The organism is Brevundimonas guildfordensis (assembly GCF_014836405.1).
Taxonomy (GTDB): Bacteria; Pseudomonadota; Alphaproteobacteria; order Caulobacterales; family Caulobacteraceae; genus Brevundimonas; species Brevundimonas guildfordensis.
The window spans coordinates 235,931-252,737 of the sequence record NZ_JACSQU010000001.1 but is presented as its reverse complement, the minus strand read 5'-3'; the positions used below and the strand labels follow the sequence as shown (position 1 = coordinate 252,737).

Sequence of the window (16,807 nt, the reverse complement as noted above, 5' to 3'; positions counted from 1 at the left end):
ACATGGGTTCAGGCGTCGGTGCGCGCCGACAGCGGAAACAGCAGATCGATGAACCGTTCCGCTGTGGGGCGGGGCTCGTGATTGGCCAGGCCAGGACGTTCATTGGCTTCAATGAAGGCGTAATCTGGCTGATCGGGCGCACGCACCATCAGGTCGATCCCCGTCACCGGGATGTCGATGGCCCGCGCCGCCGCCATGGCGGCTTCAACCAGAACCGGATGCACCTTATCCGTGACGTCATGGATGGTGCCGCCCAGATGCAGGTTGGCCGCCTTGCGGACAAGGATCTCCTCGCCCTCTACTGCGACATCATCCAGGCCATAACCGGCCTCCGCCAGGGTGCGCTCCGTCTCGGCGTCAATGGGGATGCTGGATTCCCCGCCCGTGGCCGCGGCGCGTCGGCGGCTCTGATGTTCGATGAGAGCGCGCAAAGTCGAGCGACCGTCGCCGATGACGCGCGGCGGACGCCGCACGGCGCAGGCCACGACCTCATAGTCGATCACGACCAGGCGCAGATCCTCGCCTTCCACCTGCTCCTCGACAAGGACTTCCGGGCAGATACGCCGTGCTCGCAAGAGAGCCGCCTGAACGTCGGCCATCGTCTTCAGACCCACGGCCACGCCCTTGCCCTGCTCCCCTCGCGCGGGTTTGACCACCAACTGACCATAGGTCTCCAGCGCTTCGTCGATCGCGTCGAGATCCTGCGGATCGATGCGGCGGGGCACGCGCACTCCGGCGGCTTCCACGACCCTGCGGGTCACCCGCTTGTCGTCGCAGATGCTGAGGGCCACGGCCGAGGTCAGTTCAGAAAGGCTTTCGCGGCAGCGGACGGACCGCCCGCCCCACGAAAGGCGGAACAGCCCCCCTTCTGCGTCGATGATGTCGGTCTGGATGCCCCGTCGTCGCGCTTCGTCCACGATGATCCGGGCATAGGGGTTGAGCGCATGGTCGTCAGAGGGTCCCACGAACAAGGCTTCATTAATCGGGTTCTTGCGCTTCACGCCGAAGAAATGGACGCGTCGGAAGCCCAGTTTCTCATAAAGGGCGATAGCCTGAGCGTTATCGTGCATGACCGAAAGGTCCATGTAGGCTAGGCCGTGCGTCTTGAAGTGCTCCGCCAGGCGGCGAACCAGGGCCTCCCCGATCCCCGGCTGGGCCGCTTGGGGATCAACCGCCAGGCACCACAGGGATGCGCCGTTCTCCGGATCCTCAAAGGCGCGGGCGTGGTTCACCCCCGTCACCGTGCCAATTACCGCCCCCGTCACCAGGTCCTCGGCGACGAAATATGACAGGGTTCGGTCGTCGCGACGCGACCAGATGAAGTCCGGCGGCGCCTGCACCATGCGACGCTTGGCGTAGATATCATTGACCGCATGGGCATCCGCTTCCGACATGAGGCGGCGAATGGTGAAGCCCCGCGGCTGACGGCGGCTGGACCGATAGGTCACCAGGTCAAGCCGATAGGTATGGGACGGATCAAGGAACACCTCCTGCGGCGCAGAGGCGAGCAGGACGTGGGGATTGCGGACGTAGAAGGCGATGTCGCGGCGATCCGGCCCCTCCGCGCGCAAAGCCTCGACCAGGGGCGCGGCGGTCTCGAAGGTCTGGGCGAACAGGAGGCGGCCCCAGCCGCAGTCCAGCACCGCGTCCCGCGCAGGCTCGCGGCCGGCCTGCACGGGGGGCTTCAGCCCTTCATGGCGCAGACGTTTTAGCCGGTGCGCCTTGGGGCGCGCGAGACGAAGGTCAGACGCCATGTTGCTGCATCCACATCTCGAGGACGGCGACTTGCCACAACTCCGAACCTTGCAGAGGGGTGATATGTCCCGTCGGGTCAGCGAACAGGCGATCCAGATAGGCCCTGTCGAACAGGCCGCGATCACGCGCCGCCTGATTGGTGAGGGTTTCGCGCACAAGGTCGAGATAGGGGCCTTGGATGTATTTGAGCGCGGGCACCGGGAAATAGCCCTTCTTGCGGTCGATCACCTCTGAAGGGACGACGAGGCGCGCCGCCTCCTTGAGCACGCCCTTGCCGCCCTGGGCCAGTTTGTGTTCCGGCGGGATGCGGCCAGCCAGTTCGACCAGTTCGTGGTCGAGGAAGGGCACGCGCGCCTCCAGACCCCAGGCCATGGTCATGTTGTCGACCCGCTTCACCGGATCATCGACCAGCATGATCTGGCTATCCAGCCGCAGCGCCTTGTCGACCGGCGTCTGCGCCCCGGCTTGCGCGAAATGGGCCTCGACCAGAGCCCGGCTGACGTCGACATCCGTCATATAGGCGCCGTTCAGCTGGGTCTTCAGGGTTTCGTGGCTGCGATCGAAGAAGGCGCGGGCGTAGGCCTCGACCGGGTCAGCCGCCCCGACCAGGGGCGGATACCAATGATAGCCGCCGAACACCTCGTCGGCCCCTTGCCCGGACTGGACGACCTTGATGTGTTTCGACACTTCCTGACTGAGCAGGTAGAAGCCGACATTGTCGTAGCTGACCATCGGCTCGGACATGGCGGCGATCGTGCCCGGAAGGGCGTCCATCAGCCGCTGGTGCGGCACGAAGATCTGATGGTGCTTCGTCCCGTAATGACGGGCGATCAGATCGGAATAGACGAACTCATCCCCCTTCTCGCCGTTGGCCTCCTCGAAGCCGACTGAAAAGGTCATCAGGTCCTTCTGCCCCAACTCAGCCAGCAGACCCACGATCAGGCTGGAATCCACCCCGCCCGACAGCAGCACGCCGACCGGGACATCGGCGACCATGCGGCGCTTCACCGCCGTGCGCAGGCCATCCAGCACCTGGTCGCGCCAGTCCTCGGCGGTCAGGGCGGCGTCTTCGACATGGCGGGTCATGTCGGGACGCCAGTAGACCCGTTCGCGCGACGCGCCGTCCGGCTCGATCACCCGGATCGTCGCTGCGGGGAACTTCTTCACACCCTTCAGGAGGGTGTGCGGCGGCGGCACTACCGCATGAAAGGTCATATAATGGTGCAGCCCCACCGGATCGATCGTCTTGTCGACCTCCCCCGCCGCCAGAAGCGCAGGTAGGGTCGAGGCGAAGCGCAGCCGCTTGCCGCGTTCCGCCAGATACAGCGGCTTGATGCCGAAGCGGTCACGCGCGATTACGATCCGACCGCTGTCGCGCTCGTGGAGGACGAAGGCGAACATCCCCTTGAACCGATCGACGCAGGCCTCGCCCCAGGCCTTCCAGGCCTTGATGATCACCTCTGTGTCGCCGTGCGAGAAGAAGCGGAAGCCCAGCCCCTGAAGTTCCTCACGCAATTCCGGGTAGTTGTAGATGCAGCCGTTGAAGGCCAGGGTGACGCCCAGGTCGGCGTCCACCATCGGCTGCTGCGCCTTCTCGGACAGATCGATGATCTTGAGGCGTCGATGCCCCAACCCCACTGGCCCGCGCATCACGATCCCGGACCCATCCGGTCCGCGAGGCGAGAGGGCGTCCGTCATCCGTTGAACCGCGCCGGCATCGGCGGGGCGCCCGTCGAAGTTGATCTCGCCGCTAAGACCGCACATGGGCCCTCCTTGAAATGTTGATGCAGCGTGTACAAATGGTTAGTCCACGAATGAGTTCAACCCGATGAGCGAAATTCCCCTGCCTTCAGCCGCTGACGCCAACGAGTCTCTGGTGCGCGCGGTCCGTCGCATCGGCCAGGCGATCGATGTCCGCTCGCGGGAAATCGCCCGGTTGACGGGCCTGACGCTTCCCCAGCTTCTGGTGCTGCAGTCCATCCGCCATCTCGGCGAGGTCAGCACCCGCGCCATTTCCAGGGACGTCTCCATGTCGCCGCCGACCGTCGTGGCCGTGCTGGACCGCCTGGAGGCGCGCGGGCTCATCGTGCGGTACAGATCGACGATGGATCGTCGCATCGTCCACGCACGCCTCACTGAACCGGGCCACAAAGCTCTGGCCGAGTCCCCGGACCTGCTTCACGCCGATGTGCTGACGAGGCTGGCGCTGCTGCCTGCAAACGAACGGCGGCAGATCGCGGGCGCCGTCGCCGCCCTCGCGGACCTTATGTCGCCTCCCGACATGGCGTCCGAACCCGATCCTCTAAGCCTCTGAGAGGACGACGGACAGGAGCCGGCGTGTCGCGCTCCATCATGAGCCTGTCGCGTTCCACCAGGCCTCTTAGCCTGGATGCGCAACGCTTGGCTGGCCCTCCGCAGGCGGCGCGTCTGCGAGTACGCACGGCCTGTGCCGCCGTGCCGACCCTTGCGCTGCGCGCAGCTTTATCCAGCGGGCGGCATCCGGGGCGTGAGCACGGATGCAGTGTCCGACTCCATCGAATGGGTGAGGAACGCCAGGTGCGCCTCGTAGCGTTCCAGCACGTCGTCGATCACCTGCTGACGCGTGAGCCCCATCAGGTCATAGCCGCCCGAACCCGTCTGGGTGAACATTTCGAGGCGATAGTAAAGGTCGGTCTCGCGAGACATCCGGCCGCTGAACATAGGCACCGGCGCTTCAACCACCGCCACGTGATAGTGGAAGGCCCGGAACGCATCCAGCATCACCCGCAGCACGGGCTCATCGACGCCGCTCGCGCCAGGCACGACGGTCTGCTCGACCGCATAGCCTTGAGCGCGAAACTCTGCGGCGACGTCGTCCAGGGCCGGCCGCACCGTGCGGTCAAGGAACTGCGTGACCTGGCGCAGCGAGGGGAAGGCGCGCAACCGCTCAAGCCGCTGCTTCCAGGAGCGTTCGGGCACATGGCCGCCCGTGGGCGCGATGGAGCGTCGCCGCAACACCTGGCCTTCGCGATCAGCGCGTTCCATCCGCAATGCTTTGTAGAAGGACGCCATCACCAGATAGGCGATGATCGTCACCGGCAGCGCGAAGATGAGTGTCGCGTACTCCATCGTCGTCACACCCCCAGCCAGCAGCATGGCGATGGCCAAAAGCGCCGTCAGCACCGCCCAGAAGATGCGCAGCCATTTCGGACCGTCGTGCGAGGGATCGGGGATCGACGTCGAGAAGTTCGAGGTCACCATCGCCCCGGAGTTCGCGCTGGTGAGATAGAACAGCAGGCCCGAGAGCGTCGCCAGGCCGATCAGGAACATCGGCGCGGGGAACATGGCCAGCAGCGCATACCACCCCTCTTCCGGGCTTTCGGCCGCCAACTTGGCGAACGCCGTATTGCCCTGAAGAACTTCAAACAGCGCAGAGTTGCCGAAGAAGGAGACGATGATGAAGTCGCAGAGGACGGGCGCCGTGATCGCCGCGATCACGAACTCACGCAAGGTTCGACCACGCGATATGCGGGCGAGGAAGACGCCAACAAACGGCCCCCAGGCCAGCCAGAAGGCCCAGAAGAAGAGCGTCCAGCCGCCCATCCATTCTGCGCCGCCAGGCTCATAGGCAAAGGTCTGCAATGTGCGTTCTGGCAGGGTGACCAGGAACCGTCCGATGTTCTCCACCAGGGCGTTCAACAGGAAGGCGGTCTGACCGGTGAACAGAATGTAGAGCATCATCGCCGCAGCGCTCCACAGGTTCAGCTCCGAAATCCAGCGGATGCCTCGATCCACCCCTGAGGTCGTGGCCGCAATGGTCAGGGCGACCGCGACCGCTACCAGGGCGATCTGCAATGCAAGACCTTGCTCCAGGCCGAACAGCAGCGAGAAGCCCACGCTCAGCAACACCACGCCGATGCCCATGGATGTGGCCACGCCGAACACCGTCCCGACCAGGGCGATGATGCTGATGCCGTCGCCCAGGGCGCCGCGCACACGCTTTCCGAACAGCGGATAAAGCGCGGCGCGGATCGACAGCGGCATCCCCCACCGATAGGCGAAATACCCCATCGCCATGCCGAGAAGCGCATACATTGACCAGCCGGCAATGCCGTAGTGGAACATGGTCCAGACGACCGCTTCCTGTCGCGCCAAGGCCGTACCACCCGCGCCGGACGGCGGTTGCAAATACTGCACGACCGGGCCTGTGACCGAGTAGAACAGCATGTCGATGCCGACCCCCGCGGCGAACAGCATCGCCACCCAGGTCACGAGCTTGTACTGCGGCCGCGATTGATCGGGCCCCAGCCGCACGTCGCCTTCCTTGGAGAAGGCGACCCAGAGGACAAAGCCGACGACGATGGTGACCGTCAGCACATAGTACCAGCCGAGGTTGGTCGATATCCATCCGACGACCGCCTTCATCGCGGCGCGCGCCTCGCCGGGCATAAGCATCGCCCACAGCGAAAAGGAAAGGATCACCGCCGACGAGATCAGCAACACCCGCCAGTTCACATGAGCCTGATGGTCCTCAAGCACCTCTTCAGGGCCTTTGACGAGGTCATCCCGCGACACGGGCGCATCTTCGTCGATGGGAGGCTCATGGCGGCGCTCCGTGCCGCCGAACCGGCTGCGTTGGAGAGGCGACAGCTTCGGCAGGGGCGCGCGGGATCCCTCGTGATGCGCCGGATTGCCTGGCTCGTCGTCGAAGATCTCATCTGCCACTGGGCGTGTCTTTCTTCGCAGCCTACGCCGCACCGTAGCATCTGACCGAAATTGAACAACGTCGCGCCGTCATCCGGCGCGCCTGACCGCAACCGCCAGAAGGAGATGCGCAAAACCTCCCCGGCCGGCAGCCTGATCAATCTGGGCGAAGAAATTGCCGGTTGCGATTCAGCGTCATCGTGGCGACTGGGATCAGCGGACAGTCCTTCTGCGACCAAGGTCTTGGTCAGGTCGAGGGGGTTGAAGCGATAGGTCGCCGCCTCGTCGTAGGGCATCATCTGGACTGACAGGTCCCACGCCGGATGCTCTCCGCGCGCGATGGCGTCGAAGAGACGACGGGTCTGTTCGGCTCACCCGAATGGAAGGACGCCGTCCGCACCACCTGGTCCTCAGGGCCCTGGAGCGCCAACTGGACTCTGCGCCACTTCATGAGCCCGGGACGCCATGTGACGCCGGAACTTTACGACGTGTAGGAAGCCGACCACGTCTTCTACACCGACCGTTCGGCTGCCTATCAACTCAACGAACGCGTTTCTCTCTACGGAGGTCTGCGTAACGCCTTCGACGAGGCGCCGAACGTGCTCCGGGTGCAGTAGCCGGCGGCGCAAACTTCGAATTCGGCTATCAGGCCGGCACCTATGACGTGATCGGCCGCACCTTCTACGTCGGCATCACCCTCCGTCGATAGGCCGGCCCCAAGTTGGGAAGAACGCCGCATCCCTCCGGCTGTTCTCCCGGTCAGGCGGCGACGTCCTGCCGGCGCCGCCTGACGTCCTTTTAAGACTTGCGAGACTCAACGGGTCCCGGGCCGACCCCGCTCGCCCTGACATCGGCATTGCGGTTCGACAGTCAGCACACCTTTGCGATCGATTAGATGCGTCCAAGGAACCGCGCGTCGTAAGGCGCACTCCCGATCGCTCGCTTGGCGGCGTCATGCGCGCCGCCAAGGTTTCCGTCCTATCGCACCGCCGCGCTCGAGCGGCGTGAACAGGGCAAGACGCCTCCCCTCGAGGCTTCGCCACGGCCGCTTCCAACACCAGGCAATCCCTCGATCTGGATGAGGAAGCGACTCGGCCAGGGTGCGCCCAGAGATAGGCCGAGTCGCTTGTGCGCCGCTGCGGGAAGCAGGACGGACCCAAGAAGGCTGATACATCTATGAGGGAGCGGACGCAGCGCTGGCGACCGCGACTTCCGGAGCCGGAGTCGCCTCCCCTTTCGCCGCGACATCATGGATGTCCGACGGTTGATTGGCGAGGTCGGTGTGGGCCTGCTCCCATTTGGCGATGACGCCGGCGGCCACGGCGTTGCCCACCACGTTGGTGGCGCTGCGGCCCATGTCGAGGAACTGATCGATGCCCAGCACAAGCAGAAGCCCGGCCTCGGGCAGGCCGAACTGAACCAGGGTGGCGGCCACGACGACCAGGGAGGCGCGAGGCACCCCGGCCACGCCCTTGCTCGTCACCATCAGCACCAGCAGCATGGCGATCTGTTCCCCTAACGACAGGTCGATGCCGTAGGCCTGGGCGATGAACAGGATGGCGAAGGTCGCGTACATCATCGAGCCGTCGAGATTGAAGCTGTAGCCGAGCGGCAGGACGAACCCTGCGATACGGCGCGGCACGCCTGTTTCCACGAGGCGTTCCAGCGTCCGGGGATAGGCGGCTTCGGAAGAGGCCGTTGAAAAGGCCAGCATCAACGGACCGCGAATGGCGCGCATGAGCGGCATGATCGCCCGCCCCAGGACCAGAAAGCCGGCCAGGATCAGCAACGCCCACAAAAGGCCCAGCCCGATATAGAACTGGCCGATGAATTTGCCGAACACGAGCAGCACGCCGAGACCTTCGGTCGTGATAACCGCCGCGATGGCGGCGAAGACGGCCAACGGGGCGGTCAGCATGACGTAGCCAGTGACTTTCAGCATGACCTCGGCGACGGCATCAACGGCCCGAACGAGCGGCCTGCCGGCGTCGCCGATCGCGGCCAGGCCGACGCCGAAGAACAGAGCAAAGACGACAATCTGCAGGATGGAGTTGGTGGCCATCGCTTCGACGATGGAGGCCGGCACGATGTCCACCAGGAAGGCGGCGAGATCCGGCGTCTTGGCGGTCACGGCGCCTGCGTCTTCGGTCGGCAGCGGCAGGTCCAGCCCGCGGCCGGGCTGCAATAGGTTCACCAGCACCATGCCCAGGGCGAGGGACGCCAGGCTGGCGCCCATGAACCAACCGAGCGTCTTGGCGCCGATGCGCCCGATGGCGCGCCCGTCGCCCATGCGCGCCACGCCCGCCACCAGGGTGGCGAATACTAGAGGCGCGATGATCATCTTGATCATCTTCAGGAAAATGTCGGACACGATCGAAAAATAGCTGGCGACCCGCTCCGCCGCCCCGGCATCGCCCAAGACCTGATGACAGAAGAAGCCGGCGACGACGCCGAGCAGCATCCCGATCAGGATGACGAAGGTAAGATTGCGGGGCATGACGACAAACTCCAGACACGATGGGCGGCGCGAGGCGAGCGGCAGGGCTCAACCGGCTCGCGGTTCGATGAGACGGACGATTTGGGAGGGGAGCGCCGTCAGACAGCGCGACGGGAACCCTAGGGAGCTGACGACGCCGGTCTATTTCGTCGCCGGTCACCGCGCTCCAGATCTTCCACCAGAGCCCGCAGCCCTTCGGCGTCGCCGATGTGCAGCATGCCGTAGATGGGAATATCGGCCATGGATGCATCCGGCAGGCGGATCTTGTGCGACGAATAGCGGTTCAGCTCGTCGATCACCTGCGACAGCGGTTCGCCCTCGAACTGCAGCATGCCGTTGACCCAGCTGGCGTAGCGTTCGGCGTCGACCTTTCGGGCGGGTGAAAGGTAGGCGCCGCCTGCTTGGGCAGCGCCCGCGTCTCGACGCTTGCCGAGGTGCACCTGATGACCGGCGCTGGCGACCTGGGACAGCTGCAGCTTGGCGTTGCCGTCCTGATCGCCAGCCGTCACGCGGACGACGCCCTCGACCACAGTGACCACCACATCCTCACCCTTGCGGATGTTGAAGCGCGTGCCGATGGCCCGCACCTGGCCGCTGCCCACGTCGACGAGGAACGGCCGCCGGGCGTCATGGGCGACATCGAACAGGGCCTCGCCCTGCTCCAGTTCCAGCAGGCGTTGATCACGTCCCAAGGCTGCGCGCACTACGGTGTGGGGGCTCAGGCTGACGGTCGATCCGTCCGCCAGAGTCACGATGCGGCGTTCGTCCGCTCCTGTGCTCATCAGGGTCGCGCCGCGGTCGCCGAAGGCGTCGTGCGCCAGAAACAGGGCCGTAGCGGCCAGGATCGGCAGCAGAACGGACGCGGCGATCAGCCGCCAATTTTGCCGCCCGCGCGTCGGCTGCCTGGACGACAGGCGAGGCGGCTCCAACTGGCCGAGGTCGCCCCACAACGCCATGATCTCGTCATGCAAAGCAATCTGCTCCGGCCCCTCACGGCGCAGGCGTTCCAGCGCCTGTCGCTCCTCTAGAGGCCCGGAGCCGAAGTCTGCCGCGACGATGCGATCGACCATCTCCTCGGCAGGGGTCGGGCGGGGGTCAATGCTGCGCCTCATAGCCAGTCCTCCCGGCCGCGGCCCTGTTCGCTCACCGCTTCATGCAGGGCGAGAAGAGCCCGCGACATGTATTTCTGGACCATGCGATGACTGATGCCGAGCGCGCCGGCGATCTCCGGCGTGGTCATGTTCTTGAACCGCCGCATGACGAAGACGTCGCGGCACTTGGCCGGCAACTGATCCAGCACGATGTTCAGGGTCGCCTGCAGGTCCTCGAGCCGCCGTCGGTTTTCCTGCTCAGGGGGCACCGCTAGGGCGACGTCGTCGACGTCCAGTTCGGCCTGCACAGGACTGCGGGCGCGACGCCGTCCCCGGTCATGAATCAGATTGCTGGCGATACGAAAGAGATAGGCGGCTGGATATTCAACGTCGCGGCGTTCGCCCGACTCGATCAGTCGGGCAAACGCCTCCTGAACCAGGTCATCTACCTCGTCACGCGAATAGACGCGGCGTCCGAAGAAATCGCGCAGCGCTCCTTCATAGCGACGCAGGAGCGCGGCGTCGATCTGGCCCGGCCCCGCCACGGCGTCAGGATCAGATGCGCGCGCGGGCTCGCTCCTGTTCGGGGTCATGTCCAGCTCCGTCCTCAACACGCCCTCTCCCGACCGCCTCTATCAGTAAGACGCTACGGATGAGGCAATGCGAAATCGGCGGACGCCTTTTGGGCGATAAATTCGCTCCAGTCAGGCGCCAGCAGCCGCACGGAGGCGATCAGATCGCCGCTTTCCTGGGCATGCTGGGCGATCTCGGCGGCGCGGACATAGCCGAGATGCGGCACCAATTCGGCCGCCAGAGCCGTGCTTTGCGCCAGGTTCTGACCACAGCGGACCGGATCGGCGACGATGCCGTCGACGCAGTGCAGGCGCAGGGCGTCCGCGCCACGTGTCAGCAGCGTGGCCGCCTCGTGCAGGGACCAGATAATCACCGGCTCGAAGGCGTTAAGCTGGAGTTGGCCGCCTTCGGCCGCAAAGGTTACGGCGGCGTCGCAGCCGAACACGCGAAACGCCAGACAGTTGATCGCCTCGGGTATCACCGGATTGACCTTCCCGGGCATGATGGACGAGCCCGGCTGGCGCTTTGGCAGATGAATTTCGCCTATCCCTCCACGCGGCCCGCTCGACAGCAGCCGCAGGTCGCTGGCGATTTTCGACATCTTGGCGGCGACCCGCTTCAGCATGCCGCTGTAGAGCACGAACACGCCAGTGTCCGACGTTGCGGCGATCAGATCATCCGCAGCCGTGACCGGCAGGCCCGTCACCTCGGCTAGACACGCCGTCACCCGCGTCCGATAGGCCGCATCGGCGCCCAGTCCCGTCCCGATCGCCGTGCCCCCAAGATTGACCGTCAGCAGTTCCGAGGACACCTGGCGCAGGCGCGCCGCGTCGTCGCGTGTAGCGGCGGCGAAGGCGGCGAACTCCTGGCCCAGCGTCATCGGCACGGCGTCCTGAAGCTGGGTTCGGCCGAGCTTGGGCAGGTGGCTGAAGGCTTCGGCCTTGGCGGCGAAGGCCTCGGCCAGGCGGTCGAGCGCGGCGGCCAGCGTCTGTCCCTGGCGGTAGGCGGCCAGGCGGATCGCCGTGGCGTAGACGTCGTTGGTGGATTGACCGCGGTTCACGTGGTCGTTGGGGTGGATGACGTCGTAAGCGCCGGGCGTCAGGCCCAGGCGCAGAAGCGCCAGGTTGGCGATGATCTCGTTGGCCGCCATATTGGTGGATGTCCCCGCCCCGCCTTGGCAGACGTCCAGGTCAAAGGCGGCGTGATGCGCCCCGGCGATCAGTTCGTCACAAGCCCCGACGATGGCGCCGGCGACTTCAGGCGACAGGCCTTCGGTCTCGCGGTGCGTGAGGGCGGCGGCCTTCTTCACCTCGGCCAGGGCCATGATCAATTCCGGCAGGTCCGATACCCGGGTCTGGCTGAGATCGAAATTCGTGCGTGCGCGCTCGGCTTGCGGGCCATGCAGGCAGTCGGCGTCCAGTTCGACCGGTCCGAGGGGGTCGTAGTCGATGCGGCGAACGGCGGCGTTGATCATGATTAAGGCGAAGCTCCCCTGGCCTTGTGACGCTTGTAGGTAGAGGGACGCTCGCCGAGGCCGAAGGCGAACCGAACAGCGGCAGGTTCGCCTTCGGCGCGCTTCAGCGTCGAGTCCCTACAAGGCGCCTGTCGAGGGGCCGACCACATCGGAAGGAAGCGGAAATGAAGCTTGAGGGGATGACGACCTGGGCGGCGGCGGCAATGCTCGGGATTGCGACGCTGGCCATGACGCCTGCGGGCGCGGCGCTGGCAGAAGCGCCTTCGGGAACGGTGGTGCCCTCGGACAGCGAGCGGCTAGCGCCCGGCGACGGTCGGTTTGTGTTCGACGGCTGGTCGGGACCGGCGCTGCGCGTTTGGACCCATGCGCCCGAGAACGTCGGCCCCGCCACGCCGATCGTGATCGTCATGCACGGGCGTGGCCGCGACGCGGATCGCTATCGCGACGAATGGCGCGACCTGGCTGAGCAGCATGGCTTCATCCTGGCCGTGCCCGAGTTCGACGCCGAACGCTTCCCCGGCGCCAACGCCTACAACCACGGCTATTTCCGCGACAAACAGGGCGCGCTGCGCCCTCGCCCGCTGTGGAGCTTCTCGGCGATCGAGCCGCTGTTCGACGATCTGAAGCGACGCTCTGGCAGTCAGGTCGAAGGCTACGGCCTCTATGGCCATTCCGCCGGCGCCCAGTTCGTGCACCGCTTCGTCCTCTTGACCCCTGAGGCCCGCTATCGCGTGGCGATCGCCGCCAATGCAGGCTCCTACGCCTTCCCAGACTTGGACCAGGCATATCCCTTCGGCCTGGAAGGGGCGCCCGTCGATGAAGCGGGGCTAGAGGCGGCTCTGCAGAAGCCGCTGGTGCTGCTGCTAGGCACGGCCGACACGGATCCCGCCCACCCCAGCCTGCCGCACGGCCAAAACGCCGACGCCCAGGGTCCGCATCGCCTGGCCCGAGGCCAGGCCTTCCATGCCGCCGGTCAGGCCGGGGCGGAGCGCAGCGGGGTCAAGTTCGGCTGGCGCGTGGCCTATGCGCCCGGCATCGCCCATGACAACGGCGGGATGTCGGGCTTCGCCGCCCCCATCCTCGCGGGGCAAGCCCAGTAAAATTCGCGGCCCCGGGTTCGCATCGCCCGGGGCCGCGCGTCCAAAAATATAACGGCTCATGTCGCCGCCTACGCTTTGCGGACGGCGCCATAGAAGCCGAATTTGGGGAGCGAAACATGTTAAACAGAAAAGCCATTCTTTTGGCGTCCGCCCTGTCGCTGGCCGCCATGGGCGCGACGCCGGTTCTGGCGCTGGAGCAGGAGCGCCATTCGATCGTGCTGTCGGCGCAAAGCCTGCATGACAGTCTGCAGCAACTGCCGCGGCTGACCGGCGTGCAATTGATCTACACCGACCCGGCCCTGCGCCAGCAACGCGCGCCCGCCATCAACGAGCGCCTCACGCCGGAAGAAGCCCTGGTTCGACTGTTGGCCGGATCAGGTTTCAAGCACCGCTTCGTCAACGCCAACACCGTGCGCATCTTCCGGGAGGATCAGGCGCAAGCCGAGACGTTTCCCGACACCGCCCTCTCGTCCGAGGCCTCAGCCGTAGGCGACATCGTCGTCACCGGCAGCCGCATTCGTCGCTCGACCTTCGACACCCCGACGCCGGTTGTCGGCGTCAGCGCCGATGATCTGCAGGAATCGGGCACGACTGAGCTGAGCGAAATGCTCGCGGACCTGCCCGCCGCGACCTCAACCCTCAACGACAGCACCGTGGCCGGGAACGTCCAGAACTCAGGCCTCAGCGCCATCCAGCTGCGTAACCTGGGCGACAACCGCACCCTGGTGCTGATCGACGGCCGCCGCACCGTGTCCAACAGCGCCAACGCCAACCGGGTCAGCACCAGCACCATCCCCTCCAGTTTCGTGGACCGGGTCGAGATCATCACCGGCGGCGCGTCGTCCGTCTACGGCTCGGATGCGGTGGCCGGGGTGGTGAACATCATCACCACGCGCGACACCGGTCTGTCGGTCCGCGCCCGCGCCGGCGTGTCCGAGGAAGGCGACGGCGAGGAACAGACCTATGAAATCCTGTGGGGCAAGAACTTCGCCGACAAGCGCGGCTATTTCGCCCTCAGCGGCACCTATGACCGCGATCACGGCATCCGCGCCGCCGATCGCGACTGGGCCACCCGCCAGGCCAGCTATGCCTATAACGCCGAACTAGGGCGCAATGAGTTCGAGACGCTCTACACTGACGCAAACGGCGTGCTGATCAGCGACTATCAGCCCGCCTCGTCCTTCCCGCCCAACGCCTATCGCGACCTCAGCGGCAACACGGCCGGCGGCGTCTTCTACGGCGCCAACTCCGCGCAGCGCCGCTTCTATGAGGGCGGCGGCCTGGTTCCGCTCGGCCCCAACACCCAGACCGGCGCGCCGGTCCTGCCGGGCCAGAGGGACGACGGCAACACCGGCTACTTCCTGGCCAACCGCGACGGCTATAACCAGCGTAAGCATCGCTCCCTGATCCTGCCGCGCGAGCGCTACCTGCTCGCGGCCAAGGCCGATTACGACCTTCGTCCTAACCTCAACCTGTTCGGACAGCTGCAGTATTCGCGGGTCGACACTCAGGAGCGTCGCGAGCCGGTCGGCCTGACCTTCAACTCGACCGTGTCCGTGTTCGATCCCGACACCGGCCTGCAGACCGACGAGACGCTCGGCCGCATTCCCTGTCGCCGCGCTGATCTGGGCGACTGCAACCCGACCGTTCCCTACGATGTGTTCGCCAACAACCTGTCAGCCAGCACCCAGGGCATCGCCTGGGCGCGCCGCTTCAACGAGGTCGGCTACCGCGACACGACAAACCGGCGCGACACTCTACGCAGCTGGGTCGGCCTGCGTGGCGACGCCTGGGGCGACTGGACCTGGGAGGCTACGGCCGGCTACGGCCGCTACGAACAGGAGCAGCACCGCCGTAATGAGATCAACGGCCTGGCTCTGCGCCACGGCCTCAACGCCGAACGCGGTCCCGACGGCGCCATCCGTTGCGCCGATGCGGCGGCGCGCGCGGCCGGCTGCGTGCCGGTCAATCTGTTCGGCGAAGGCGCCATCACGGCTGAAGCCGCCGACTATATCCGCGCCGATCTGCACCAGCAGGTGACGATCGAACAGCACACCCTGCAGGCCTTTATGGCCGGCTCCGTGATGCAATTGCCCGCCGGGCCTTTAAGCGCGGCCTTGGGCGCCGACTATCGCAAGGACAGCCAGAGCCTCCGCGGCGACCGCCTATCGAACCTGGGCGGGACCTCAGGCAACCCCGTGCCCGACTTCGACGGCGAGATCTCGGCGATCGAGGGCTTCGCCGAGGTGTCGGTCCCGATCCTGGCCGACCTGCCGTTCGCGCGCATGCTGAGCTTGGACGCTTCGGTGCGTCTGGCCGACTACGACATCGCCAATGTCGGCACGGTGTTCAGTTATCGGGCCGGCCTGCAGTGGGCGCCCAACACCGATCTGCGTTTCCGCGCCCAGACCGCCCGCTCGCAACGCGCGCCCGACATCGCCGAACTGTTCTCGCCTCCGCGCGGGGATTTCGATACCGTCAGCGACATCTGCAGCAATGTGACGCCCGTAACGGCTGGCCGGATCGCCGAGCGCTGCCGCGAAGAGGTCGGCATTCAGGCCGCCTTCGCGGAGGCGCTGAACCAGGGCAATACGGTACGCTATCGCCAGTCGGGCTCCTCGGTCTACAGCCCCAATGGCGGCAATCTGGACCTGAAAGAAGAGACGGCGGACACCCTGACCCTGGGGGCCGTCTATACGCCCAGCTTCATTCCCCGGCTGACACTCTCCGTCGATTACTACGCCATCGACATCAAGGACGCGATCACCCAGTACGCGAATGAGGACATCCTCATTCAGTGCTACGACAGCGACCGGTCGATCGCCGACAATCCCTTCTGCGCGGACGTCAGCCGCAACCAGAACGACGGCCAGATCTCATCGCTGACCCAACGGCAGTTCAACGTCGCCGGGCTGGAATCCTCGGGCATCGACGTGGCCCTGCAATACCGCTTCAACCTGGATGCTATCGGCGTCCCCGGACGTTGGGACCTGCGGTATGACGGCTCCCATGTCCTGAAGCAGAAGCACCGGTTCGAGGGACTGGAGGGCGAAGTCGTCACTGACCAGCGCGGAGACCTGTCCCAGGGCAGCTTTGATTACCGGGGCCGCGCCTCCCTGTCCTGGCGCCTGAACGACTTCCGGCTCCGTTACACGGTCAAATACCTGAGCCCCACTCTCGACAGCCGCTTCCGCCTGCAACAGTACGAGGCGCTGCTGCAGACCATGCCCGACGCCGAATACCCGCAGTTCCTGCGCATTCCGGAGGTGTGGGAGCACGACCTCTACGCGGGCTATGACCTGGACGTCGGGGGGCGCGAAATTCGCTTGTACGCGGGGGTCAACAATCTGCTCGACGAGGTCAGCCCCTTCCTGCCTTCCGGCGACGTGTTCAGCGGCCGCCTGGCCAACTACAACGGGGCCTACGATACTGCGGGCCGTCGCTATTACTTTGGCGTCACGGTCAAGTTTTAAGACGCCCTAAAAATCTACCTGCCGGCGGCCATCGTCCCGCCGCTGGCAGCCTGCTGCCGTGACGGAACCCTCTCGCGCGCGAGCGGCATGAGATCGCGTCGCAACCACCGGATATCGAATCGTCCTATCCCAAGCGGCCAGCATATGAAGATGCTGGACCC

At 65.7% G+C, this 16,807-nt stretch carries 11 protein-coding genes; 4 read left to right on the top strand and 7 right to left on the bottom strand.

Annotation, left to right across the window (positions count from 1 at the left end; genetic code table 11):
• Positions 1–8: 8 nt before the first annotated feature.
• Together ngg and H9656_RS01135 are read right to left on the bottom strand one after the other, a co-directional pair.
• The gene (gene ngg / locus H9656_RS01140; protein WP_191742476.1) at positions 9–1,754 is read right to left on the bottom strand and encodes an N-acetylglutaminylglutamine synthetase; all 1,746 of its coding nucleotides are present in this window, start codon (positions 1,752–1,754) and stop codon (positions 9–11) included.
• Positions 1,744–3,519 (bottom strand): N-acetylglutaminylglutamine amidotransferase, encoded by a 1,776-nt coding sequence (locus tag H9656_RS01135; RefSeq protein WP_191742475.1) that lies wholly within the window; start codon positions 3,517–3,519, stop codon positions 1,744–1,746. Before H9656_RS01135 ends, ngg begins: the two co-directional genes overlap by 11 nt.
• A 64-nt stretch (positions 3,520–3,583) precedes the next feature.
• On the opposite strand from H9656_RS01135, the gene H9656_RS01130 reads away from it, so the two are divergent.
• Positions 3,584–4,069, top strand: coding sequence for a MarR family winged helix-turn-helix transcriptional regulator (locus tag H9656_RS01130; protein ID WP_024354028.1), 486 nt, complete (start codon positions 3,584–3,586; stop codon positions 4,067–4,069).
• A 167-nt stretch (positions 4,070–4,236) separates the two neighbouring features.
• Here H9656_RS01130 and betT read toward each other — a convergent pair whose 3' ends face one another.
• The gene (gene betT, locus H9656_RS01125) at positions 4,237–6,459 is read right to left on the bottom strand and encodes a choline BCCT transporter BetT (protein ID WP_318240583.1); all 2,223 of its coding nucleotides are present in this window, start codon (positions 6,457–6,459) and stop codon (positions 4,237–4,239) included.
• 302 nt (positions 6,460–6,761) lie between these two features.
• On the opposite strand from betT, the gene H9656_RS01115 reads away from it, so the two are divergent.
• The gene (locus H9656_RS01115) at positions 6,762–6,932 is read left to right on the top strand and encodes a hypothetical protein (protein WP_191742474.1); all 171 of its coding nucleotides are present in this window, start codon (positions 6,762–6,764) and stop codon (positions 6,930–6,932) included.
• Between the two features lie 680 nt (positions 6,933–7,612).
• Here H9656_RS01115 and H9656_RS01110 read toward each other — a convergent pair.
• The 4 genes from H9656_RS01110 to H9656_RS01095 all read right to left on the bottom strand — a co-directional run bounded on the left by H9656_RS01110 (position 7,613) and on the right by H9656_RS01095 (position 12,073).
• On the bottom strand, positions 7,613–8,935 hold the full coding sequence (locus H9656_RS01110) for a dicarboxylate/amino acid:cation symporter (RefSeq protein ID WP_191742473.1): 1,323 nt from the start codon (positions 8,933–8,935) through the stop codon (positions 7,613–7,615).
• A gap of 119 nt (positions 8,936–9,054) precedes the next feature.
• Complete coding sequence (locus H9656_RS01105) at positions 9,055–10,047, bottom strand: FecR family protein (protein WP_191742472.1); 993 nt, start codon at positions 10,045–10,047, stop codon at positions 9,055–9,057.
• On the bottom strand, positions 10,044–10,619 hold the full coding sequence (locus H9656_RS01100) for an RNA polymerase sigma factor (protein WP_191742471.1): 576 nt from the start codon (positions 10,617–10,619) through the stop codon (positions 10,044–10,046). Before H9656_RS01100 ends, H9656_RS01105 begins: the two co-directional genes overlap by 4 nt.
• A 53-nt stretch (positions 10,620–10,672) precedes the next feature.
• Positions 10,673–12,073 (bottom strand): aspartate ammonia-lyase, encoded by a 1,401-nt coding sequence (locus H9656_RS01095; protein WP_225212176.1) that lies wholly within the window; start codon positions 12,071–12,073, stop codon positions 10,673–10,675.
• 164 nt (positions 12,074–12,237) lie between these two features.
• On the opposite strand from H9656_RS01095, the gene H9656_RS01090 reads away from it, so the two are divergent.
• Both H9656_RS01090 and H9656_RS01085 read left to right on the top strand, forming a co-directional pair.
• Positions 12,238–13,173: a hypothetical protein gene (locus tag H9656_RS01090; protein ID WP_191742470.1), complete on the top strand. Its 936-nt coding sequence runs from the start codon at positions 12,238–12,240 to the stop codon at positions 13,171–13,173.
• 116 nt (positions 13,174–13,289) lie between these two features.
• Positions 13,290–16,646, top strand: a complete 3,357-nt coding sequence (locus H9656_RS01085) for a TonB-dependent receptor (RefSeq protein ID WP_191742469.1) — start codon at positions 13,290–13,292, stop codon at positions 16,644–16,646.
• Positions 16,647–16,807: the final 161 nt, after the last annotated feature.

What these genes read in the sequence shown, in the direction of transcription:
- H9656_RS01085 (WP_191742469.1), top strand. Translation starts at nt 13,290, where the DNA reads ATGTTAAACAGAAAAGCCATTCTTTTGGCGTCCGCCCTGTCGCTGGCC.
- H9656_RS01100 (WP_191742471.1), bottom strand. Translation starts at nt 10,619, where the DNA reads ATGACCCCGAACAGGAGCGAGCCCGCGCGCGCATCTGATCCTGACGCC.
- H9656_RS01115 (WP_191742474.1), top strand. Translation starts at nt 6,762, where the DNA reads ATGCTCTCCGCGCGCGATGGCGTCGAAGAGACGACGGGTCTGTTCGGC.
- H9656_RS01095 (WP_225212176.1), bottom strand. Translation starts at nt 12,073, where the DNA reads ATGATCAACGCCGCCGTTCGCCGCATCGACTACGACCCCCTCGGACCG.
- H9656_RS01105 (WP_191742472.1), bottom strand. Translation starts at nt 10,047, where the DNA reads ATGAGGCGCAGCATTGACCCCCGCCCGACCCCTGCCGAGGAGATGGTC.
- H9656_RS01110 (WP_191742473.1), bottom strand. Translation starts at nt 8,935, where the DNA reads ATGCCCCGCAATCTTACCTTCGTCATCCTGATCGGGATGCTGCTCGGC.
- H9656_RS01130 (WP_024354028.1), top strand. Translation starts at nt 3,584, where the DNA reads ATGAGCGAAATTCCCCTGCCTTCAGCCGCTGACGCCAACGAGTCTCTG.
- ngg (WP_191742476.1), bottom strand. Translation starts at nt 1,754, where the DNA reads ATGGCGTCTGACCTTCGTCTCGCGCGCCCCAAGGCGCACCGGCTAAAA.
- H9656_RS01090 (WP_191742470.1), top strand. Translation starts at nt 12,238, where the DNA reads ATGAAGCTTGAGGGGATGACGACCTGGGCGGCGGCGGCAATGCTCGGG.
- H9656_RS01135 (WP_191742475.1), bottom strand. Translation starts at nt 3,519, where the DNA reads ATGTGCGGTCTTAGCGGCGAGATCAACTTCGACGGGCGCCCCGCCGAT.